The following is a 20,740-nucleotide window of genomic DNA, read 5'->3' as shown; positions in this document are numbered from 1 at the left end:
GAAACAGTTATGAAGATAACGGCGGTTGGGCGCGTTGCGTCCCGTCTTTGCTGTTTTGGAAAGACTTCAAGGAAAACCTATGAGTACCAATAACTTCGCCATTGCCACAGGCCACCCGATCGCCACAGAAGCAGCGGAAACAATGCTGCGCGCAAGTGGCAATGCCATCGATGCCGGCGTTGCTGCGGGGCTGGCACTTGGCGTTGTTCACCCCGAACTTGTGTCTGTTGCCGGTGTTGCCCCGATCATTTTGCGCGATGGCAAAACCGGACGGATTACAAGCTATGACGGGGTTGGTGTTTGGCCCAAAGCCGCCAATGTCGAATGGTTCCACAAGAATTTCGGCGATTCCGTGCCCGAGGGCATTTTGCGTACGGTGGTCCCCGCCGCCCCGGCTGCCTGGATTCGCGCCCTGTCCGAATTTGGCACCATGCGCTTTGGTGATGTGGCAGCCCCGGCGATCAAGGCGGCACGTGACGGTTTTCCGGTGTTCGAATTGCTTTCCGAATTCGTAAAATCCCGCCACCGCGAATATCAGCGATTTGAATCAACAGCCGAGATTTTCCTGCCCAATGGCAAACCGCCGGTCGTTGGCGAAACCTTTGTCCAGACGGATCTCGCCAACAGTTTGCAAATCATGGTCGATGCCGAACGCAATGCCAAAGGTGACCGCAAAGCCGGATTGGCCGCGGCAAGGGCTGCGTTTTACGAAGGTGAAATTGCCCAGCGCATCACCGCATTCCATGCTGAAAATGGCGGTCTTCTGACCATGGAAGACATGGCATCCTATGAAGTGCGCGAAGAAACAACATTTCCGGTGAAGTTCCGCGACAGCGAAATTTACTGTTGCGGGGCATGGTGTCAGGGCATTTCAATGGCTGAAACACTGACCATGCTTGAAAAGGCTGGCAAGGAGCGAATCCTTACGCCAGATGGCGATATTGACCGACATTTCCTGCTTGAGGTGCTTAAACGGGTTTTCGCCGATCGTGAAGCCTTTGTCACCGATCCCGATTACATGAAAGTTGATCCGGCGTCCTTGCTTGATGCCTCTTTTGTTGCTCAACGCCTGGCAACGATATCGGAAACCCGTTCTGATCCGATGCCCGCCCCGGGCGACATGGAACACATCAATGCCCCATATCGCAATAACGCCGGCGAAACTCCCGAATATGCGCGCGGTTCTGCCGACACGTCACATGTCAGTGTGATTGATGGCGACGGCAACATGTTTTCTGCCACGCCAAGCGACCCAAGCTCAGACACCCAGGTCATTCCCGGCACAGGACTGAGCGTATCGTCGCGCGGGTCACAGTCACGCGCCATCCCGGGGCATCTGAATGCATTGGCACCGGGTAAACGCCCGCGCCTTACGCCCAACCCGATCCTGGGCCTTAAAGATGGCAAACCATGGTTGGCGATGGGAACCCCGGGCGGTGACATTCAGATCCAGGCGATGGCACAGGTTCTTATCCATATGATGGATCGCGGCAAAGGCCTGAAGGAGGCCATTCTGGAACCGCGCGTTTCAAGTTACGCCTATCCCGGTTCCTTTGCCCCCCATATCGCCTATCCGAACAAGGTTCTTTATGAACAGGACCTGCCGGATGCCGCGATCGCGGAGCTGCAAGCACGCGGTCATGACATGGAAGCCTGGCCGCAACAAACCTGGAAGGCTGGCGGGATCTGTGTCGCCATGTCTGATGAAAACGGCAATCTGAACGCCTTTGCCGATCCCCGCCGTGCCGGCACCGCAACAGTCAACGCTTAACCCCTTCGCGCCACCACCACGCAGGAGACAGGCAGCATGGAACTTCCGACCGAACTGTTTGCGCAATTGACCGATCCGGCGACGACAGATACCGCGTTTCACGACCTTTGTGCGAACGCGATCCTAAACGAACTATATAGCGCCATGCGTTACCACCCCGCCACGATCGAGGTAGAACGCATAGTGTCAACCATGCCCGAAATTTACCCGGTTGGCGGTCGCAAACCTAAAAAGGACACGCCTTGGGGACAAAAGGTCCTGATAGATCGCCACATCAATCTTGGCAGCGGTGCTGACGATATTCGCTGGGCATTTTCCGACCACGAAACCATCCTTGGGCTGGGTCTTGATCAGGTTATGAATGTCCCGGTTATTTTGGGTGAACAGGTTGTCGGCACGATGAATTACCTGCGCCCGCACCAGCCGTTTAGCCTGCAGGAACAAGCCATCGCCCAGCTTCTTGCGGCCTGCCTGGCAGCAAGACTGGCCTGACCGGCCTAGCGTTTCATAATCACCAGCGCAACGCCAAGTGCCGCAACCCCGAAACCGGCAAAGCCAAGCGCACCAAGATGTTCATCAAACAGAACCCACGCAAAGAAAGCAGCGGTCGGCGGCACAAGATAAAACATGCTGGCGACCCGGGTTGCTTCGCCCTGTTTGATCAGAACCATCAACAACATGATCGCACCGATTGACAGCACCAGCACAAGCCACGCCATCGCCAGAATGAAATTCATGCTCCATTCGACGGTCAGCTCATCCTTGAACAGTGCGACGACACCGACAAAGGCCGCAGCGGCAACATATTGAATGACCGTACCGCTCATCAGGTCCATGCCGGTACAGAAACGCTTTTGATATAATGTACCGGCGGTCATCCCCAGCAAGGCCATCACGGCCAGCCCGATGCCAAACGGGGTAATGCCAATGCCATCGCCAATTTTGGGCACAAGGACAAGGGCCACACCGACAAGTCCAAGAACCAGTCCACCCCACTGGCGCATCGAAACCCGTTCGCCAAGAAGACTGCCAACAACCGATGCCGTGACGACGGGCTGCAACCCGACAATCAATGCGGCAAGGCCGGATGGCAAACCGGTATCAATCGCCCAGAAAACGCCGCCCAGATAAATGCCATGCACCAGAACACCGGCCGTTCCGATATGCGATGCTTCCCGCCAGGAGGACGGCCACCTTGCCTTCATCAGCATCACGACCGGCACCATCAACAAGATGACAATCGCAAACCGGACAAACAGGAAAACAAACGGATCGGCATATGGCAGACCGAATTTGGCGCCGACAAATCCGGTGCTCCAGAGAAACACAAAGACAAACGGCATGATCCGGCCAAATGCCGGGTGGTTGGTGGCAGACATGACTTCCCCTCTAACCGGCGGGCGGTGCAGAATGGGGCGCATCACCAACCGAATGACGGCCTGTACTAACAGGCCGTCTCGATATTATTCCGTGGGCTTTTTCTTGCCCTTTTCGTCGCTTTGGCGGTTTTCACCCTCGGCCGAGAAATTGGTGAAATACTGTCCGGCATCGACAATGCCACGGCGGATTTCACGCGTGCGAGTAAACAGATCAAACAGTTTGTCCCCCTCGCCCCAGCGGATGGCGCGCTGCAATGCCATCAGGTCTTCCTGAAAACGGCCAAGAACTTCAAGCACGGCTTCGCGGTTGTTCAGAAACACGTCGCGCCACATGGTCGGATCGGATGCCGCAATACGGGTAAAATCACGGAAACCCGATGCGGAAAACTTGATCACTTCCTGACGCAGGGCATCTTCAAGATCGGTTGCCGTACCGACGATGGTGTAGGCAATCAGATGCGGCAGATGCGATGTGATCCCCAGAATGCGATCATGATGGTCGGCATCCATGCATTCGACATACATGCCACAAGCTTCCCAAAGGGCTTTGACTTTTTGGGTCGCACTTTCGGGTTCGCCCGCAATCGGGGTCAGAATGCACCAGCGTTCCTCGAACAATTCGGGAAAACCTGAATCCGGACCGGAATGTTCGGTCCCGGCAAGCGGGTGGCCCGGAACAAAATGCACGCCTTCGTCAAGATGCGGTGCAATGTCACGAATGACCGATTGCTTGACCGATCCGACGTCAGAAACAATCGCACCCTTTTTCAAGGCACCGGCAAGCTGCGCGCCAATGGCTTCGTTCGCACCGACCGGCGCACAGATCATAACTAGATCCGCATCCCCGACCGCTTCCTTGATGTCACAATAAGCTTCATCGGCGATGCCAAGTTCAAGCACGCGATCGCGGGTCTTTTCAGACCGCACGGCACAGGTGATCTTGTTGGCAAGGCCGTCACGTTTGATGCGACGCGCCATCGAGGACCCGATCAGGCCCATACCGATAAAGGCAACAGTATCAAAAAGCGACTGGGATGCGGTGTTGGTCATTTTACTGGTTCACAAAGTCTTTGATGGTCTGAAGGCAGATTTCCATTTCTTCCTTCGTGCCGATGGAAACACGAAGCATCTGCGGCAAACCATAGGCACCGATTTTGCGCGGGATCACGCCACGGGCCATCATGAAATCATTGGCGGCATCGGCATCCTTGCCGGCAACCTCCGGGAATTCGACCATGACAAAGTTGCCATAGCTCGGATGTGCCTTGAGGCCTGCAATCGCATTGATCTCGTCACGGAACCAGGCAAGCGTTTCGGCATTGTGGCGTACACATTCATTGACGAAATCATCATCATCAAGGGCCGCAACGCCCGCTTCCTGGGTCGGCAACGGCACGTTGAACGGATTGCGCAGGCGCTGCAACACATCGGCAATTGCCGGCGGCGCATAGCACCAGCCCAGACGAATGCCGCCAAGACCATAAATCTTGGAGAATGTCCGGGTCATCACGGTGTTGTTGCCGGCTTTGACCAGTTCTTCGCCCGCGCTGTAATCTTCCTGACCGGTCATGAATTCGGCATAGGCCGCATCAACCACAAGAACGATATCTTCGCGCAGGCCATCACGCAGACGCTTCATCTCGGCATCGGTGATATAGGTCCCGGTCGGGTTGTTCGGATTGGCAACGAAGACGATCTTGGTTTTGTCGGTAACAGCGCCAAGCAATGCATCGACATCGGTCGTCATGTTGGTTTCCGGCGCGGTGACTGGGGTTGCACCAACCCCCATTGCCGCGATCGGATACATCAAAAAGCCGTGCTGAGAATAAAGAACCTCGTCGCCTGGCCCGGCATAGGCACGGATCAAAAGCGTCAGCAATTCATCAGAACCGGCACCGCAAACAAGCTGGTCGACTTCAAGGCCGTATTTTTCGGCAAGCTTGTTGCGCAGAAGATCACAACCACCATCCGGATAACGATGCAGACGATCAGCGGTATTGCGAAGGGCCTCCATCGCCTTGGGGCTCGGACCAAGGGCACCTTCGTTGGACGACAGCTTGATCACGCGCTGGGCACCAGCAGAGCTGGATTTTCCGCCTTTGTAGGGCGCGATATCAAGAATTCCGGGGCGGGGGGTGGGCGCAGACATTACTTAGGTTCTCCCAGAGGAAGCGGCAGCCAATGGCAGCCTGCCAAAAATTGTTAACTCAGTGCGTCTTCTGAAATCGGCACCGCATAGGCACCGACCACACGCAAGCTTTCAGGGGCAAGTCCCTGTTTTGCGAGTGTGTCCTCGAACGCGTCGGCGCGATTACAAAAGAATCCCGGCACATCAACAAGAACAAAACGCCGATCTGCGACCGTATCGTCAGAAAAGCCAAGGATTGTCGCCCCGTCGATACCATCCGCAATTTTTTTGCGCACCGTATCCATCGATATTTCTTTCGACAGGCTGACAACAAACAGAGTCCGGTCATCGCCACTGTCTTCCAGATCAATCGCGGCAAGAACAAAACCCTCGGTCTGTTCGCCGCGCCCGACCGGGCGACCGCCAAATGGCAATTTGGAAACGACTTTGACTGCCGTATCATCCGTCAGCAACGTCCACCACGGCATGGCTTCACCAAATTCGGGTTTGGGAAACACACCCACCGCCGCCCGGCCGTCTTCAAGCGCACCGAATGCTTCGCGCGGGGTATCAAATTCGATAATTTCGTTCAAACAGCCAAAGTTAAGGCGGGCAAGTTCCCAGCAATCCTGACCATCGGCGTTACGGCACAATGCAACCGTATATGGCGCTTCAAGCCTTGTGCCCGCCGCGATCATTTCGCGCCAGATCTGGATCAGTGCCGATTTCGGAAAGGCCCCGTCGTGACGATTGACCAATGTCCGCATGATGCGGGCTTCGCGGGCCGGACGATAGGGCACCTTGACCTTGCCACCAGCAGCAATCACCCGGTCCTTATAGGCCCCGACGGCCTGGACTACTTTGGTACGCCGAATGATCAGCGATTGCAGCGCCTGATCGATTTCGTCGATCTCGCCGCGCAAGCCATCAAGGTCAAGATTTGCCAAATTTTTATCGTCAGACGCCATAATCTACTCTTCTTTTGAACGGCGCACAGTATTAGGACAGGGCCGCCGAATTGCAAAGAAAAGATTGACTAAACCGGGTCTGCTTCATAGCTAGAACAAACGAATTTTCTGCAAACTCGGCAACAAATGCAAAAACACAACCGGGTTTTAGCGAAAAGTCACGTTATGACAGGGAAACCAACGTCCATGAACACCGCCCTTAACAAAGACAAGCGCCCGCCGCTCCCCGGCCATCATATGGTTCTGGGAGAGACGGACAAGCTGCGCCTTGATAGCGGTGTCGAGTTTGGTCCCTTTACGCTGGCTTATCAGACCTATGGCGAACTCAATGCCGAAAAATCAAACGCGATTCTGGTCTGTCATGCCCTGACCGGGGATCAGTATGTTGCCGATGATGTTCATCCGATTACCGGCAAGGAAGGCTGGTGGCGTGAAATTGTCGGGCCGGGCAAAATCATTGATACCGACAAATATTTCGTGATTTGCAGCAACGTGATCGGCGGCTGTCTTGGCAGTACGGGTCCCAAGGATATCAACCCGGAAACCGGCAAGCCCTGGGGGCTTGATTTCCCGGTGATCACGATTGCCGATATGGTGCGCGCCCAGACCATGCTGATTGATGCGCTGGGCATCGATACGTTGTTCGCTGTCATTGGCGGTTCCATGGGCGGCATGCAGGTCCTTGAATGGTGCAAAAGCTATCCGGAGCGCGTTTTTGCCGCAGCACCGATTGCAACATCGTTCCGACATTCCGCGCAAAATATCGCCTTCCACGAAGTTGGTCGTCAGGCCGTCATGGCCGATCCGGACTGGTGCGGGGGCAATTACCTGCTCGAAGGCAAGAAGCCGGCGCGCGGGCTTGCCGTTGCACGCATGACCGCACATATCACCTATCTGTCGCAGCCGGCCCTGCATCGCAAGTTCGGCCGCAAGCTTCAGAACCGCGGCGCAATCACATACAGTTTTGACCATGATTTTCAGGTCGAAAGCTATTTGCGTCATCAGGGCAAAAGCTTTGTCGATCGATTTGACGCCAACAGTTACCTTTATATCACCCGTGCGATGGATTATTTCGATCTGTCGATGGAATATGACGGCAGGCTCGCCGAGGCCTTTACCGGCTGCAAAACCCGGTTCTGCGTTATCTCGTTCTCAAGCGACTGGTGCTTTACCACCGCTGAAAGCCGAACCCTTGCCCATGCCTTGAATGCGGCATCGTGCAATGTCAGTTGTGTCGAGATCGAAAGTGACAAGGGCCATGATGCCTTCCTGCTTGATGAACCCGATTTCCACATGGTTCTGAGCGGCTTTATCGATGGTGCTGCCGAAAGCCGGGGACTGAAATAATCATGACCAATACTGTTTCAAATGCCGCCGGCAACCCGTCGCTTCCGGCACATAGCGACCGCATCCGTGTCGATCTTCAGCTGATCGCCGACATGGTCGAGCCCGGCACACGTGTTCTTGATATCGGGTGCAGTGACGGGGAGCTTCTTGGCTATCTGACCCGTACCAAAAATGTCGATGGCCGCGGCCTTGAACTTTCCAACGAAGGGGTGCGCAACTGCGTCGCACAGGGGCTTCCTGTGATGCAGGGGGATGCGGATCGCGATCTTGGCGATTATCCGGATGGCGCGTTCGATTACGCGATCCTCAGCCAGACCCTTCAGGCCACCCATCGCCCGAAAGAAGTCCTGTCGGAATTGCTGCGTATCGGCAACAAGGCGATTGTGTCCTTTCCGAATTTCGGACATTGGCGTGCGCGGTTTGACCTGATGTTCCGCGGCCGGATGCCGCAAAACCCGAACCTTCCGATCATGTGGTATGAAACGCCAAACATCCATTTCTGCACCGTGCGGGACTTTGTCGCCTTGTGTAATGAAATGAATCTCAAAATCGAACGATCGATGGTTCTGAATGAAAGCGGTTCACGTGTTTCAATGGACAGCCATTCGGGCTTTGCCAATTTCTTTGGCAATCAGGCCCTGTTCATGCTGAGCAAATAACCCATCTTTCCTGTTTCCGATCTGACAAACGCCGCAATTAATGTTGCGGCGTTTTGTTTTGCATCACAAACCCGGTCTGTCCACGTCTGATGACCATCAAATTCATCGCGGGGACAAAAGATGTTTTGCACATTCAAACGCATCATTCGTAACGGTGCCCTTGTCACCGTCATCGGCCTGCTTGCCGCATGCAGCCAGAAGGCCGAGACACTCAAACTTTCGGTCACACAGTTTGGCACGGCGACCGAAACCGCCTTTGACGGATATGATGCCGCCTTCAGTGCCCAGTTTGCCCCCTTCCCCAAATCGGCGGATGCACAACGTGATGAATTTGTGCGCAACATGGCTGCATTCACCGGGCCTGTAACACCATCAAATATCGAAACACTTCTGGATCCGGATGCGGTCAAGATATCCCCGACCGTGCGCGATCAATGGACAGCAACGCTTCGTGATCTGCGCAACCAGTATCAGCAATTCGTCGCCATCTTTGACAATATCGAAGCCGGTTCCGCACTTGGTACATCTGCTGTTACCCAATCGGGACCGATACTGGAAAAGCTGCGCACGCAACTGGCAACCATCACCAGTGATTTTGCGCGCAATCCGCCGACATATCTGACAAGACGCAGCACACTGATCGCAGAGCTTAATACATTCCGCAAGAATGACAGCAACGACCCCGAAGCGCGCGACCTGGAATACCAGATCTGGTGGCAACGCTGGCAAGGCCTTCTGGCAGAAGAACAGGCAATGCAGTCCAAAACTTTGCGGGCATTTTTGACTGCGACAAAACTTGGCGACAAATTGCAGGGACAGATCGACAATTACGCCAGACTGGATGTCGCATCCCTGATCGGGGCTGTTGAACAGGGCATCACCCTTGCCGATCAGATCAACAAGCTCAGTCCGCAAGAACTTGTCTCGCAGGGCAAAGGCCTGCTTGAAACTGCAACACAGTAAAGCCGGGGATCATCACATGACCGAGAATATCGACACCCTGATCTCAGCCGCCGAACAGGCCTATCAACAGGCATTGGTGACCTACCAATCCGCAAGCATTGATCAAAAGATCGCCACCAAACCCAAACTTGATCAGGCTGCGGAACTGATTGTCACCCTGCGTACCAAGCAGCTGCAAGGTGCCATTACCGTAAGCGATCAGGATGTCGCCGCCATGCAGGATTTGCGGAACAAGGTAAATGATGCAGCCACCCTGCAAACCGCCTTGTCATCGATGGTGGCGCTGATTTTGAAATTCGTCTGACGGGTCTTAAGGGGCGACCTGGCGTCAGTTCCACCGATCGGCATCGGCGTCGTCCGATGCCTTTGCGGTGACCCATTTTTCACCTTCTGGCGTTTCTTCACGTTTCCAAAATGGTGCCCGGGTTTTCAGGAAATCCATAATGAAATCGCAGGCCTCGAACGCGGCACGTCGATGTGCGGACAAGGTGATGACGAGCACGATACGATCGCCAGGCAGCATTTTGCCGAAACGATGAACAATGCGAACATCATCAAGCGGCCAGCGTTGTGATGCTTCGTCCGCGATTTTTTCAAGTTCGCGTTCTGTCATGCCGGGATAATGATCCAGCGTCAGGCTTGATACCCGATCATCGCCATGAAGATCACGTACCAGTCCGACAAAACTGACAGCAGCCCCGATGTCGGTGCGACCATCGGTCAGTGCAGACAGTTCTGCCCCCGGGTCAAAATCATGTTGTTGAACAGAAACGCGCGACATGGCCCCAGTCCGGTAATTCGAAACTCAGTCGAGATGCTTAAGCCCGGTCCGCAAATAGATATAGCCGGTCTGAACCGTCACAATCCCCGCAATCCACAGCAAGATATCACCAATCAGGATCGACGGGATCATATCGGGCGACGCATCCCCGACCAGAAGAAAGCCGATCGCCAGAATTTGGGCGGTTGTTTTCCATTTGGCAAGCACCGTCACCGGAAGCGGCACCTTCAGTTCGGCAAGATGTTCGCGCAAGCCCGAAACCATGATTTCGCGGCACATGATCACGACAGCCGGCAATACCGCAAGACCGGCAATGCGTTCAAACGCCACCATCATCATAAGGGCCGCAGCCACCAGCAACTTGTCCGCAATCGGATCAAGGAACCGGCCAAGCGGAGAAACCACATTCATGCTGCGCGCCAGATAACCGTCAAAGAAATCGGTCACCCCGGCAAAGGCAAACAGCGCAAAACCGATCCAGTTGCCAACCGGGCCGTCAATGTAAAACGATGCGACCAGTGCCGGGATCACGATGATGCGCGACAAGGTCAGCAGATTGGGAATCTGGTTTTTCATGAACAGGCCTGTTTGCGGGTATTTAGGGCGACAATTTCCGGCCAGAGGGATTTGCACCCCGAAGCCGCGCAATTATTAAAGCCTTGGGTCCATGACGACAAGGGCCGTGTTCAATTGCCATAAAACTGAGACACGGCCCAAGTCATTTACCTAAGCGGCTATGGCGTCTTTCTTTTTCCGGCCGATGCTCAGGACCTGATAAAGAATGATCGCAGCCAAAGTAGCGGTTCCAATCCCGCCAATCGCAAAACCACCGAACGTCACGGTAAAGTCGCCACCACCGAAAATCAGGGTAATACCAACCGTAAACAGGTTGCGCGGATCAGAAAAATCAACCTGGTTATCAACCCACAAACGGACCATTGCCGCGGCAATCAGTCCGAACACAGCCACACCAAGCCCGCCCAGAACCGGTGCCGGAATTGTGTGTAGCAATGCGCCGAATTTCGGAGAGAACCCAAGCAAAATGGCAATCACCGCCGCAATGACGAAAATCAGGGTCGAGAAAACGCGTGTGACCGCCATGACACCCATATTTTCAACATAGGTGGTCACACCCGTGCCACCGCCCGAACCTGCCAGCATGGTCGCCAAGCCGTCGCCAACAAAACCGCGGCCGATATAACGATCCATATTCTGTTTGGTCATGCCGCCGATCGCCTTGATATGACCAAGGTTTTCAGCCACCAGAATGAAGGCCACCGGTGCGATCATGACCATGGCGGAACTTTCAAAACGCGGTGCAACGAAATCCGGCATGCCAAACCAGGCGGCGTGCGCAAGACCAGAGAAATCAACACCCGGCATCAGTCCCAGACCGTTCCCCAGAACAAGAACCAGACCATAACCCGCCAAAATACCGACCAGAATCGAAACACGGCGCAACGCAACAGGTGCATAGACAGAAACAGCAGCAACCGACAACAAGGTCAGAAGCGCCACCAGCATGTGCATATTGTCACCTGTGATGCCGCTGATCCCCACCGGCGCAAGGTTCAGGCCAATGGCCGCACCGACGGCACCCGTCACCGCAGGCGGCATCAGTTTTTCAACCCACCCCGTGCCGGTTGCCATAACAACCAGACCGATGGCGACATAAAGCGCCCCGGCTGCAATGATACCACCAAGCGCGCCCCCGATATCGGGGTTCGGACCGGTCCCCGCATATCCCGTCGCAGCAATGACAACCGCGATAAACGCAAAGGACGAGCCCAGATAACTTGGCACCCGACCGGCAGTACAGATGAAGAAAATCAGGGTTCCGATACCGGAAAACAGAATGGCCAGATTGGGATCAAACCCCATCAGAAGCGGGCCAAGAATTGTGGCACCAGACATGGCAACAAGATGCTGCAATCCCATCGGGAACATCTCACCCCACGGCAGACGTTCATCAGGCATGACTGTTGAAGACCGGGTCAAAGACCAGGAAGGAAAATATCGCATTTGTTTCCTTAAGCTGAGATCGTTGATCGCACAAAAGCGCGCTGCCGGGACGGCAATATGCACACGGGGTATTACCCGCCTGCCGCCAAAAAGCAAGACATCAGCAACAGGTTATCAGTCATTTTCGTGGAAATGATCGTAGATCTTTCGCGCCAGGGCGGCACTGATGCCCTCGACTGCCTCAAGATCCGAAAGCCCGGCATCGGCAACCCCCCGAGCCGATCCGAAATGATGCAAAAGCGCCTTTTTGCGCGCACCACCAACACCCGGAACCGAATCCAGAACACTTTTGCCGATCTGCTTGGCCCGTTTTGCCCGGTGGGTTCCGATCGCCCAACGGTGCGCTTCGTCGCGCAGGCGCTGGATGAAATAAAGAACCGGGTCTTTCATATCAAGACGCACCGGTGCCTTGCCCGGGATGTGAAGAACTTCCTTACCGGCATTTCGATCAACACCCTTGGCGACACCAACCAGCATCACATCTTCGATGCCAAGATCTTCAAGGACCTCGCGCGCAACGCCAAGCTGCCCCAAACCACCGTCAATCAGACACAGGTCCGGCCAGGTGCCATTTTCACGATCCGGATCTTCTTTTTGGGCGCGGGCAAACCGACGGGTCAGAACTTCGCGCATCATGGCAAAGTCATCACCCGGTGCGATGTCGCCCTTGATATTGAATTTGCGATAGGCGTTTTTCATAAAGCCTTCCGGTCCGGCCACAATCATCCCGCCCACCATGTTGGTCCCCTGGGTGTGGGAGTTATCGTAAACCTCGATCCGTTCGGGCGTGCTTTCCAGATCAAGCTTGTCAGCAAGGTCTTCAAGCAGCTTGCGCTGTGTTGCACTTTCGGCAAGACGCCGTCCCAGCGCATCCTTGGCGTTGGTCAGGGCATGCTCGACCAGTTTGCGTTTGCCGCCCCGTTTGGGCACCAGCAACTCGATCTTGCGGTTGTTATTGATGCCCAGTGCATTTTCGACCAGTTCCTGACCTTCGATCTCATGAGACAGGAAAATCTGTTTGGGCGCGGGCTTATCGGCATAGAACTGCCCGACAAAGGCCGACAGGATTTCGGGAATTTCCGCAGACTGTTCATGGCGCGGAAAATAGGACCGGTTGCCATAGTTTGATCCAGACCGGAAAAAGAACACCTGCACACAGCTTTGTCCGCCTTCCTGATGCAGGGCGATGACGTCGGCTTCTTCGACGCCTTCAAGATTGATGTCCTGATGCGATCTGATCTGGCTCAATGCCCGTATGCGGTCGCGATACATCGCGGCCTGTTCGAATTCCATGCGCTCGGACGCGGCCATCATATCAGCTTCAAGCTGCTTGAGGATTTTCTGGCTTCGGCCGGTCAGGAAGTCACGGCAGATATCAACAAGCCCGTCATATTCCGGCTTGGATATGCGGTCCACACAGGGGGCGGCACACCGCTTGATTTGATACAGCAAACACGGGCGCGACCGGTTCGAGAAAACCGCATCGGTACAGGATCGCAACAGGAATGCGCGCTGCAAATGGTTGATCGTATTGTTCACCGCCCAGGCAGACGCAAAAGGCCCAAAACAGCTTCCATCCTTGGCGCGTGCCCCGCGATGTTTGACGATGCGCGGGTAATCATGATCTTCGGTGATCAGGATATAGGGAAAGCTTTTGTCATCCCGCAGAAGAATGTTGTAACGCGGCTTGAGCTTCTTGATCAGGTTGGATTCAAGAAGAAGGGCTTCGGCCTCGGTATGGGTGGTGATGATTTCCATCCGGACCGTCTGGGCGACCATACGGGCAATCCGGATCGGCAATTGCATGATGCGAGTATAGGCCACCACGCGCTTTTTAAGGTTCTTGGCCTTGCCGACATAAAGAACCCGGTCCTTGTCATCGAGCATCCGGTAAACGCCCGGTGCACCCGGCATGGTTTTCAGGGCGTATTTGATTGCCTCGACACCACGCGCGGCCCCGCCCCGGTTCTCGTCACCTTCAAGGGACAAACCGATTTCCCGTCCCGGGGCAGCTTCCCCGTTCGGGTTTTCGGAGGGGGCATCAGGCTTCATAAAGGCACTCCGCAATCAGACAAATACATCCAAAGTTGTGACGGCCGTCACAATCTGGCCGGGCTTTGGAACATAGCCGAAAAGATTAACATCGCAACACCGCGTCAGGGAATCGTGGCGGAAAAAAGATGTCCACCAAGACTGTGGATAACTATGTGGGTAATAGGGGGGCTTCTTCCTGCACCCCTTGAGAGTCTTAACTTTCTGTGAAGTGCCCAAATATTGAGCAAAACAGTTAAGTAATTGATTTATATATCAAAAATAACTGTCAACATGAAATCATTCGGTAATACAGCCGTAAAAATCGAATATTTTCCTTTGATTCCATCTCGCCAAATGCTTGTGCATAAGGACTGCTGCGATTCGCCCCAAGGGAATCACAGAGTCCCTTGACCCGCCGGTTTGAAAAAGTAAATTTTTTAACGAAATCGGGCGTAAATCAACGCGCGATATTGTGCCGTTCGATTTCGACCCCGACCGCCGAGACGTCTTCAAAAACGTCGAGCTTTTCAACCCGGACGATCACCTTGCGCACGCGCGGATCAGCAAGGCACATATCCGCAAGTTTTTCCCCAAGGGTTTCCACAAGGTTCACATGACCATCCTGGCAGATGCGTCGGGTCCCAACCACAAGATCCTCGTAGCTCAGGACTGTGGTGATATCGTCATTCTGAACCCCGTCCCCTTCGAGGACTGCCAGATCAAGATTGATCCGGACCCGTTGCGGGGCTTCCTTTTCATGGTCATAAACACCGATCGAGGTATGAATGACCATATCGCGCACAAAGACACGGCGCAGGCTGCCGGCCCGGTCTGCATGAGGCAGATCGGCAAAAGGCAATGTCGTAATTTTGGCATCCTGTTTCAGGCCTGCGGTCATAGTCGGGTCTTCCTTGTGCTGCTTTTGGGTATGGGCGCCTTGTGCTGCCCTCCCCGTCCGGCCGATGTCAGACCATCATGCCTGACATCATTCGATTGGCTTGTCATTATTGCCACTGGGCGCCCAATCAAGGTGCTGCCCGCCGTCAAGGGCTAACATTTGCCCGGTGATGGCAGGCGCGGCAAGGAAAAATCGAACCGCGTCGCAAATCTCTTGCGGGTTTGTCCCGACTTTAAGCGGGGTTTTCTCGCACTGCTGATCGAAAATGTCCTGTGTTTGTCGGCTACTAGGCAAAGCCGGCCCCGGCCCGATCGCATTTACACGAATTTTCGGCGCCAATGCCAGTGCAAGGGTCTGGGTCAAGGTCCACAACCCGGCCTTTGACAATGTATAGGTCACGAAATGCGGGTTCAGATTCCAGACCCGCTGATCGATAATATTGACGATCAGGCCTTTGACATCGTCGGGCAGGCGTTTGGCAAATTCCTGTGACAGAACAAACGGCGCCCGCAGATTGGCCTCCATATGAAGGTCCCAGCTTTCGCGGGTGGCCGACTGAATGTCATCATATTCAAATGTCGACGCATTATTGATCAGAACCGCAATCGGCCCCAAGGCCGCCTGTGCTTCGCGCACGATCCGGTGGGTGTCCTCTTCGCTGGCGAGATCGGCGGAAATCACACAGGCGCTTCGGCCAAATGCACGGATTTCCTCGGCCAGGCTTTCGGCATCCTTGCGCGAATGATGACAGTGCAGCGCTACGTCATAGCCATTTCGCGCCAGATCAAGCGACAGGGCCCGACCGATGCGTTTAGCTGCACCTGTAATCAAAACGGTTTTGGGCACCTGTGCAGTCATTTTCTGCGGATCCCTTTATGCGTCTGTCAATTCAACCAAGCCGGTTTTCAGGCTGCTACAAGTTGGAAGACATAAACCAAATAGGCAATCACAAATGCACTTCCGGTAATGCGCGAAATTTTGCGAAACGCATAGGCAACGGCAAGCAACCCGACAGTTACCGCCAGCATGATCCACAAATCGGAATTCAAAATCTGTTCCGGCACCGGAATTGGCGCAATAAGCGACACCCCACCAATAATCACCAGAAGGTTCAAAAGGTTCGAGCCCAGCACGTTGCCAAGTGCAACATCTGAATGACCACGGAATGCCGCGACCACAGATGCCGCAAGCTCGGGCAATGACGTTCCGAACGCAACCAGCGTCAAACCGATAACGGCCTCGGAAACACCGAACTGCCGGGCAACGGCAACGCCACCGTCAACAAGCCATTCCGCCCCGAACATCAGTGCGCCAATCCCGATCAGGGTCGCCACAAGCGGCTTGGCCCAGCCTTTGGGCACCTCGCCGACTTCATCAACTTCTTCTTCATGCAGATGGCTGGCTTCGCTGGGCATGTTTTTGTCATGCTTGTAGGTGAAGTACCAGATAGCCGCCAACACACACAGCATCAGGGCCCCGGCCCACCGGTCAATCGCCCCGAACATGCAAAGTGCGATGAACAAAACGGTGCCCAGCAGCATGGTACCGCCATCGCGAACAACCGTGATACGACCTGCCGCAACCGGTTTAAGCACCGCAACCGCACCGAGGATCAGCAATATATTGGCAATATTGGAACCGACCACATTGCCCATCGCAATATCGGCCGTTCCTTTGAGCGATGCGTTCAATGACACGACAAATTCCGGCGCCGATGTCCCGGCCGCAACGATCGTCAAACCGACAATGACTTTTGACACCCCAAGCAAAAGAGCCAATCCAACGGCACCACGCACGATAAATTCGCCACCAGCCGTCAACAGGACAAGACCGGCGATAATCTGAAGATAGGGGATAAGCTGTTCCAAGACGCGTTTGCTCTTATTGGGTGTCAATTATATGGACCTGATCAGGCCCGCGGAACATGGCATCTGGCACCGGGATTGGCAAGTCATCAGGGCATGACAATTTTCACAGCACACAATTGAATTCCCCGCCCGGCGCATTAGGTCAAACCAACAAGACAAGCCTTGAAACAGATCAAACCGGTACGGGTTAATTGCGTTGGCATCGTCAAATTTCCACAGGACGATACCGTTCAATTCCGCTATCCTGATCATCTCGTTGTTTTCAAATATTTATCTGCTTTGCCGGATCGATTCTGACCATGCATCACAGCGTTCTGTTCGAGCTGTTCCTGATCCTTGCTGCGGCTGTGGTTGCAGTACCCATCGCGCATCGTTTGCGCGCCAATTCGATTATCGGTTTTCTGATCGGCGGATTTTGCATCGGGCCATTCGGGTTTGGACTGATTACCGAACGTGAAGACATTTCCACAGTTGCCGAACTGGGGGTCGTCTTCCTGCTGTTCATGATCGGGCTTGAACTTTCGCGCGAACGATTGCGCGTCATTGGCGGGCGGTTTGCGGCACTCGGCCTGTTGCAGATCCTGGTTTCAATGGCTGCGATCATGGGCGTTCTGGCGCTGCTTGATCTGCCATTGGCCGCATCCCTTGTTATTGCCGGTGCGCTGGCCCTGTCATCAACCGCGATTATCCTTAAACAGTTGTCCGATGACCGACAGCTCAATACCCGTTTCGGGCGGGCCGCCCTTGCAATCCTTCTGGTCCAGGACGTGGCGGTTGGTCCGTTCCTGATCATGGTTCAGGCGGCGGGCAATGCCGGTACCGAAACCAGCCCGTGGATCAGTATTCTTCTTGGCTTCGGTTCTGTCGCCCTGCTTCTGGTCGCAGGACGGTATCTTTTGCCACATCTGTTTCGCTATATCGCGTCGCTTAAAAACCCGGAACTGTTTGCGATTGGCACCCTGTTCGTTGTCCTTGCCGCCAGCACCCTGACTGAGGTTTCCGGACTTTCGATGGCACTTGGCGCGTTCATTGCCGGTGTGATGCTGGCCGAAACCGAATTCCGTCATCAGATCGAAGCCGATATCGCGCCATTCCGTGGCGTTTTCCTGTCGCTGTTCTTTATGTCGGTCGGGATGTCGGTCAATGCCAATGTTGTCTATGAACAGTTTGGCAGTGTGCTGCTGTGGCTGATTGCATTGCTTGTCATCAAGACGGCCGTTCTGTTTGTCTTGTCCTTAGCGATCCGGTTCGAACGGGGTTCGGCCCTTCGTGTTGCGATGAGCCTGGCAGCAGGCGGTGAATTTGCATTCGTCATGTTTGCACTGGCGGCCCAGAATGGTGCAATTCCGCGTGATCTTGCCGCGATGCTGATCCCGGTGGTTGCCTTGTCGATGGCATTGACACCGACCCTGATCAATCTTGGCCACCGGATCGAGGAAAAGCTGCATCCCAAGGAAGACGACCAGCTTGGCCCGATCTCGGATGAAACCGAAGGCATCCACCAGCATGTGCTGGTCATTGGCAGCGGGCGTGTTGGCCGGGTTCTGGCGCGTCTTTTGAAAACCCGAGATATTCCGTTCATTGTTCTCGACAGTGATGCCCAACAGGTATCGCGCGGTCGTGCAGAGGGGCTCCCCGTATTCTTTGCCGACGGATCGCGCCCGGAAACATTCCGCGCCGCCCACACCGATGAAGCGCGCATTGCGGTTGTTGCCATGGGTAACCCGCATGCAACCGAAAAGACCGTTGCGCTTCTACGTCAGCATTATCCGCATCTCAAGATCTTTGCCCGCGCCCAGGACATCACCCATATCGGTCCGCTGTCGCGCAGCGGGGCCGATGCGGCAATTCCCGAAGTATTGGAAACCGGCCTTCGGCTTTCGGATCATGTGCTGTCGGCCTGCGACGTGCCACAAGAAGACATTGATGCCGAAATCGCCAAGTTCCGGCGTGCCGACATGCTGTTGATGAACGAACTGGCGCCAAGGACCCAGCGTAAAAAAGCCCCGGAACCGGCACAAGCAGCACCGGCATCAGAAGTCGCACCAGCAACAACACCATCTGCGGCATCTGCATCCCCGGCGACCGCGAAAACAACAAAGGCATCCGGCACGGCTGCGCAAACCGCAAAACCCAAACCGACGGCAAAGAAACCTGCGTCGCGTACCACGCCAAAGAAAACAACCGCGCGCAAGGTTGCGACAAAACCCGCCGCAACCAAAACAACGTCGGGCAAAACCACATCGGCAAAAAAAGCAGCGCCCCGCAAACCGGCGACAAAGACTGCGCCATCAGACAAACCGGCTACATCCCGGTCAGGCCGCACCACACGCGGCAAAGCTAAAGACAGCTAAATGCACCCCCCCCCGCGGCCTGTGGCAACGGGGGTTTTGTTTGATCTGAGTGGCAGAATTTTTTCCGACGAGCCATCCAACCAGCCAGCAGTCCGGCCTTGTGGCCGGATCAATCAGGCCGCAGTTTCCGAGTCCAGCGCATAGCCGGCTGCCCGAACCGTCCGGATGATGTCGCGGGTACCTTTGACATCATTCAGGGCCTTGCGCAGGCGGCGGATATGCACATCAACCGTACGGGTTTCGACATAAATGTTCGGTCCCCAAACAGCATTCAAAAGCTGCTCGCGGGAGAAAACACGTCCAGGATGTTCAAGGAAATACCGAAGAAGACGAAATTCGGTCGGACCAAGGTGGATGGCCTTGCCATTGCGGCTGACGCGATGGGCGGCAAGATCCATTTCGATATCGGAATAGACCAACTGCCCTTGTGGTTGCGCCGGACCGGATCGGCGCAGAAGTGCGCGAATACGTGCCAGCAACTCGCCAATCGCGAACGGTTTGGTGACATAGTCATCAGCACCGGTATCAAGGCCGCGAATGCGATCCCCTTCTTCGCCGCGCGCGGTCACCATGATGACCGGCAAATCGCGGCTTTCGGGCTTGCGGCGGATCTGACGGCAAACCTCGATCCCCGACATGACCGGCAACATCCAGTCCAGAAGGACAAGATCAACATGCGTTTCAGCAAGAATTTTCAACGCTTCGTCACCGTCACCGGCTTCGACAACCTGCATCCCCTCACGTTCGAGGTTGTAGCGCAACATGGTTACGATTGCAGCTTCGTCCTCGACGATAAGAACCGTTGGGTCCATCTTCCTATGCTCCAGTGTCACTCATTCGGTTCGACAACAGCAAAGTTCGCTGCATCATTTTTTGGCCGGTCGATTGCCGGCAGGTCTTCGCCCTTGATCCGGTAATAGATCGTTTCGGCGATATTGGTGGCATGATCGCCAATACGTTCGATGTTCTTGGCGATGAACAGCATGTGGGTCGATGCCGTAATGTTGCGCGGATCTTCCATCATGTAGGTCAGCAATTCGCGGAACAGCGAATTGTACATGTCATCGACTTCCTGATCGCGCGCCCAGACGCGTTCCGCCTTTTCGGCGTCACCTTCGATATAGGCGTCGAGAACATCCTTGATGATTTCCTGGGCAAGCTTGCCCATATTCGGGATCACCTGGACCGGACGGATCGGCGGGATCTGGTTCAGGACCTGGGCACGTTTGGCAATGTTCTTGGCCAAATCACCAATACGCTCAAGATCATTGGACAGCTTAAGCGCCGTCACGACCTGACGCAGGTCATCAGCCATCGGCTGGCGCAGGGCCAGAAGACGGACCGCAAAATCCTGCACTTCCTGTTCGAGAACATCGATACGATGGTCTGAAAGAATGACTTTTTCAGCCAGTTCCGAGTCACGCTTTACAATAGAGCGGATCGCAGAGATCAGCTGACTTTCTGCAAGCCCGCCCATCTGCGAGATGATGTTGTTCAGACGGGTCAGTTCCTCGTCGAACGAACTCACGATATGTGTTTTGTCGTCAGCCATTTATGCGTTCTCCTCG

At 54.9% G+C, this 20,740-nt stretch carries 20 protein-coding genes; 7 read left to right on the top strand and 13 right to left on the bottom strand.

Translation table 11 applies throughout. From position 1 onward, the window contains the following. Positions 1–79 precede the first annotated feature (79 nt). A complete protein-coding gene (locus CU041_RS00810; protein ID WP_101245370.1) occupies positions 80–1,771 on the top strand; it encodes a gamma-glutamyltransferase family protein in 1,692 nt (563 codons plus the stop codon). Between the two features lie 36 nt (positions 1,772–1,807). Beyond that, on the top strand, positions 1,808–2,263 hold the full coding sequence (locus CU041_RS00805; protein ID WP_212733748.1) for a GAF domain-containing protein: 456 nt from the start codon (positions 1,808–1,810) through the stop codon (positions 2,261–2,263). A 5-nt stretch (positions 2,264–2,268) separates the two neighbouring features. On the opposite strand, the gene CU041_RS00800 is transcribed toward CU041_RS00805, so the two are convergent. The 4 genes from CU041_RS00800 to CU041_RS00785 all read right to left on the bottom strand — a co-directional run bounded on the left by CU041_RS00800 (position 2,269) and on the right by CU041_RS00785 (position 6,246). Further along, the gene (locus CU041_RS00800) at positions 2,269–3,150 is read right to left on the bottom strand and encodes a DMT family transporter (protein WP_101245369.1); all 882 of its coding nucleotides are present in this window, start codon (positions 3,148–3,150) and stop codon (positions 2,269–2,271) included. A gap of 84 nt (positions 3,151–3,234) precedes the next feature. Further along, positions 3,235–4,200, bottom strand: coding sequence for a prephenate/arogenate dehydrogenase family protein (locus CU041_RS00795; RefSeq protein WP_101245368.1), 966 nt, complete (start codon positions 4,198–4,200; stop codon positions 3,235–3,237). A gap of 1 nt (position 4,201) precedes the next feature. After that, complete coding sequence (hisC, locus tag CU041_RS00790; RefSeq protein ID WP_101245367.1) at positions 4,202–5,299, bottom strand: histidinol-phosphate transaminase; 1,098 nt, start codon at positions 5,297–5,299, stop codon at positions 4,202–4,204. Positions 5,300–5,352: 53 nt separating this feature from the next. Beyond that, the gene (locus CU041_RS00785) at positions 5,353–6,246 is read right to left on the bottom strand and encodes a chorismate mutase (RefSeq protein ID WP_101245366.1); all 894 of its coding nucleotides are present in this window, start codon (positions 6,244–6,246) and stop codon (positions 5,353–5,355) included. A gap of 237 nt (positions 6,247–6,483) precedes the next feature. On the opposite strand from CU041_RS00785, the gene metX reads away from it, so the two are divergent. The 4 genes from metX to CU041_RS00765 all read left to right on the top strand — a co-directional run bounded on the left by metX (position 6,484) and on the right by CU041_RS00765 (position 9,519). Beyond that, positions 6,484–7,593 carry a homoserine O-acetyltransferase MetX gene (metX, locus tag CU041_RS00780; protein ID WP_101245866.1) on the top strand — a complete coding sequence of 370 codons (1,110 nt, stop codon included), beginning with the start codon at positions 6,484–6,486 and terminating at the stop codon, positions 7,591–7,593. A 2-nt stretch (positions 7,594–7,595) separates the two neighbouring features. Then, positions 7,596–8,252 (top strand): methionine biosynthesis protein MetW, encoded by a 657-nt coding sequence (metW, locus tag CU041_RS00775; RefSeq protein ID WP_101245365.1) that lies wholly within the window; start codon positions 7,596–7,598, stop codon positions 8,250–8,252. A gap of 120 nt (positions 8,253–8,372) precedes the next feature. Then, entirely contained in the window at positions 8,373–9,215 is an 843-nt protein-coding gene (locus CU041_RS00770) for a hypothetical protein (RefSeq protein ID WP_101245364.1), read from the top strand. A 16-nt stretch (positions 9,216–9,231) separates the two neighbouring features. Then, positions 9,232–9,519 carry a hypothetical protein gene (locus CU041_RS00765; RefSeq protein WP_101245363.1) on the top strand — a complete coding sequence of 96 codons (288 nt, stop codon included), beginning with the start codon at positions 9,232–9,234 and terminating at the stop codon, positions 9,517–9,519. A gap of 24 nt (positions 9,520–9,543) precedes the next feature. Here CU041_RS00765 and moaE read toward each other — a convergent pair whose 3' ends face one another. From moaE to CU041_RS00730, 7 genes are all read right to left on the bottom strand, one after another. Continuing rightward, entirely contained in the window at positions 9,544–9,996 is a 453-nt protein-coding gene (gene moaE, locus CU041_RS00760; protein WP_101245362.1) for a molybdopterin synthase catalytic subunit MoaE, read from the bottom strand. Between the two features lie 24 nt (positions 9,997–10,020). Then, a complete protein-coding gene (gene pgsA, locus CU041_RS00755) occupies positions 10,021–10,572 on the bottom strand; it encodes a CDP-diacylglycerol--glycerol-3-phosphate 3-phosphatidyltransferase (RefSeq protein ID WP_101245361.1) in 552 nt (183 codons plus the stop codon). A gap of 150 nt (positions 10,573–10,722) precedes the next feature. Continuing rightward, a complete protein-coding gene (locus CU041_RS00750) occupies positions 10,723–11,973 on the bottom strand; it encodes a uracil-xanthine permease family protein (RefSeq protein WP_228194615.1) in 1,251 nt (416 codons plus the stop codon). Positions 11,974–12,132: 159 nt separating this feature from the next. After that, positions 12,133–14,070 carry an excinuclease ABC subunit UvrC gene (uvrC, locus tag CU041_RS00745; RefSeq protein WP_101245359.1) on the bottom strand — a complete coding sequence of 646 codons (1,938 nt, stop codon included), beginning with the start codon at positions 14,068–14,070 and terminating at the stop codon, positions 12,133–12,135. A gap of 439 nt (positions 14,071–14,509) precedes the next feature. Beyond that, entirely contained in the window at positions 14,510–14,950 is a 441-nt protein-coding gene (gene folB / locus CU041_RS00740; RefSeq protein ID WP_101245358.1) for a dihydroneopterin aldolase, read from the bottom strand. An 87-nt stretch (positions 14,951–15,037) separates the two neighbouring features. After that, positions 15,038–15,808 (bottom strand): SDR family oxidoreductase, encoded by a 771-nt coding sequence (locus CU041_RS00735; RefSeq protein WP_101245357.1) that lies wholly within the window; start codon positions 15,806–15,808, stop codon positions 15,038–15,040. 47 nt (positions 15,809–15,855) lie between these two features. After that, positions 15,856–16,818 (bottom strand): calcium/sodium antiporter, encoded by a 963-nt coding sequence (locus CU041_RS00730; protein WP_101245356.1) that lies wholly within the window; start codon positions 16,816–16,818, stop codon positions 15,856–15,858. A 299-nt stretch (positions 16,819–17,117) separates the two neighbouring features. Between CU041_RS00730 and CU041_RS00725 the strand changes: the two genes are divergently transcribed. After that, the gene (locus CU041_RS00725; protein WP_233432964.1) at positions 17,118–19,172 is read left to right on the top strand and encodes a cation:proton antiporter domain-containing protein; all 2,055 of its coding nucleotides are present in this window, start codon (positions 17,118–17,120) and stop codon (positions 19,170–19,172) included. 113 nt (positions 19,173–19,285) lie between these two features. Here CU041_RS00725 and phoB read toward each other — a convergent pair whose 3' ends face one another. Then, on the bottom strand, positions 19,286–19,984 hold the full coding sequence (phoB, locus tag CU041_RS00720; RefSeq protein ID WP_101245355.1) for a phosphate regulon transcriptional regulator PhoB: 699 nt from the start codon (positions 19,982–19,984) through the stop codon (positions 19,286–19,288). A 17-nt stretch (positions 19,985–20,001) separates the two neighbouring features. Further along, complete coding sequence (phoU, locus tag CU041_RS00715; RefSeq protein ID WP_101245354.1) at positions 20,002–20,724, bottom strand: phosphate signaling complex protein PhoU; 723 nt, start codon at positions 20,722–20,724, stop codon at positions 20,002–20,004. Positions 20,725–20,740 lie beyond the last annotated feature (16 nt).

It is taken from the genome of Thalassospira povalilytica, assembly GCF_002844235.1.
Lineage (GTDB): Bacteria > Pseudomonadota > Alphaproteobacteria > Rhodospirillales > Thalassospiraceae > Thalassospira > Thalassospira povalilytica.
Note: the sequence above shows the minus strand (reverse complement) of the source record. Positions and strands in the feature narration are given on the sequence as shown.

Excerpts from the sequence above, each read along its gene's own strand:
- CU041_RS00725 (WP_233432964.1), top strand. The coding sequence starts at position 17,118 with ATGCATCACAGCGTTCTGTTCGAGCTGTTCCTGATCCTTGCTGCGGCT.
- CU041_RS00750 (WP_228194615.1), bottom strand. The coding sequence starts at position 11,973 with ATGCCTGATGAACGTCTGCCGTGGGGTGAGATGTTCCCGATGGGATTG.
- CU041_RS00810 (WP_101245370.1), top strand. The coding sequence starts at position 80 with ATGAGTACCAATAACTTCGCCATTGCCACAGGCCACCCGATCGCCACA.
- uvrC (WP_101245359.1), bottom strand. The coding sequence starts at position 14,070 with ATGAAGCCTGATGCCCCCTCCGAAAACCCGAACGGGGAAGCTGCCCCG.
- CU041_RS00770 (WP_101245364.1), top strand. The coding sequence starts at position 8,373 with ATGTTTTGCACATTCAAACGCATCATTCGTAACGGTGCCCTTGTCACC.
- CU041_RS00735 (WP_101245357.1), bottom strand. The coding sequence starts at position 15,808 with ATGACTGCACAGGTGCCCAAAACCGTTTTGATTACAGGTGCAGCTAAA.
- metX (WP_101245866.1), top strand. The coding sequence starts at position 6,484 with ATGGTTCTGGGAGAGACGGACAAGCTGCGCCTTGATAGCGGTGTCGAG.
- CU041_RS00805 (WP_212733748.1), top strand. The coding sequence starts at position 1,808 with ATGGAACTTCCGACCGAACTGTTTGCGCAATTGACCGATCCGGCGACG.
- CU041_RS00800 (WP_101245369.1), bottom strand. The coding sequence starts at position 3,150 with ATGTCTGCCACCAACCACCCGGCATTTGGCCGGATCATGCCGTTTGTC.
- phoU (WP_101245354.1), bottom strand. The coding sequence starts at position 20,724 with ATGGCTGACGACAAAACACATATCGTGAGTTCGTTCGACGAGGAACTG.
- pgsA (WP_101245361.1), bottom strand. The coding sequence starts at position 10,572 with ATGAAAAACCAGATTCCCAATCTGCTGACCTTGTCGCGCATCATCGTG.
- CU041_RS00785 (WP_101245366.1), bottom strand. The coding sequence starts at position 6,246 with ATGGCGTCTGACGATAAAAATTTGGCAAATCTTGACCTTGATGGCTTG.
- metW (WP_101245365.1), top strand. The coding sequence starts at position 7,596 with ATGACCAATACTGTTTCAAATGCCGCCGGCAACCCGTCGCTTCCGGCA.
- CU041_RS00795 (WP_101245368.1), bottom strand. The coding sequence starts at position 4,200 with ATGACCAACACCGCATCCCAGTCGCTTTTTGATACTGTTGCCTTTATC.
- CU041_RS00765 (WP_101245363.1), top strand. The coding sequence starts at position 9,232 with ATGACCGAGAATATCGACACCCTGATCTCAGCCGCCGAACAGGCCTAT.
- moaE (WP_101245362.1), bottom strand. The coding sequence starts at position 9,996 with ATGTCGCGCGTTTCTGTTCAACAACATGATTTTGACCCGGGGGCAGAA.
- phoB (WP_101245355.1), bottom strand. The coding sequence starts at position 19,984 with ATGGACCCAACGGTTCTTATCGTCGAGGACGAAGCTGCAATCGTAACC.
- hisC (WP_101245367.1), bottom strand. The coding sequence starts at position 5,299 with ATGTCTGCGCCCACCCCCCGCCCCGGAATTCTTGATATCGCGCCCTAC.
- folB (WP_101245358.1), bottom strand. The coding sequence starts at position 14,950 with ATGACCGCAGGCCTGAAACAGGATGCCAAAATTACGACATTGCCTTTT.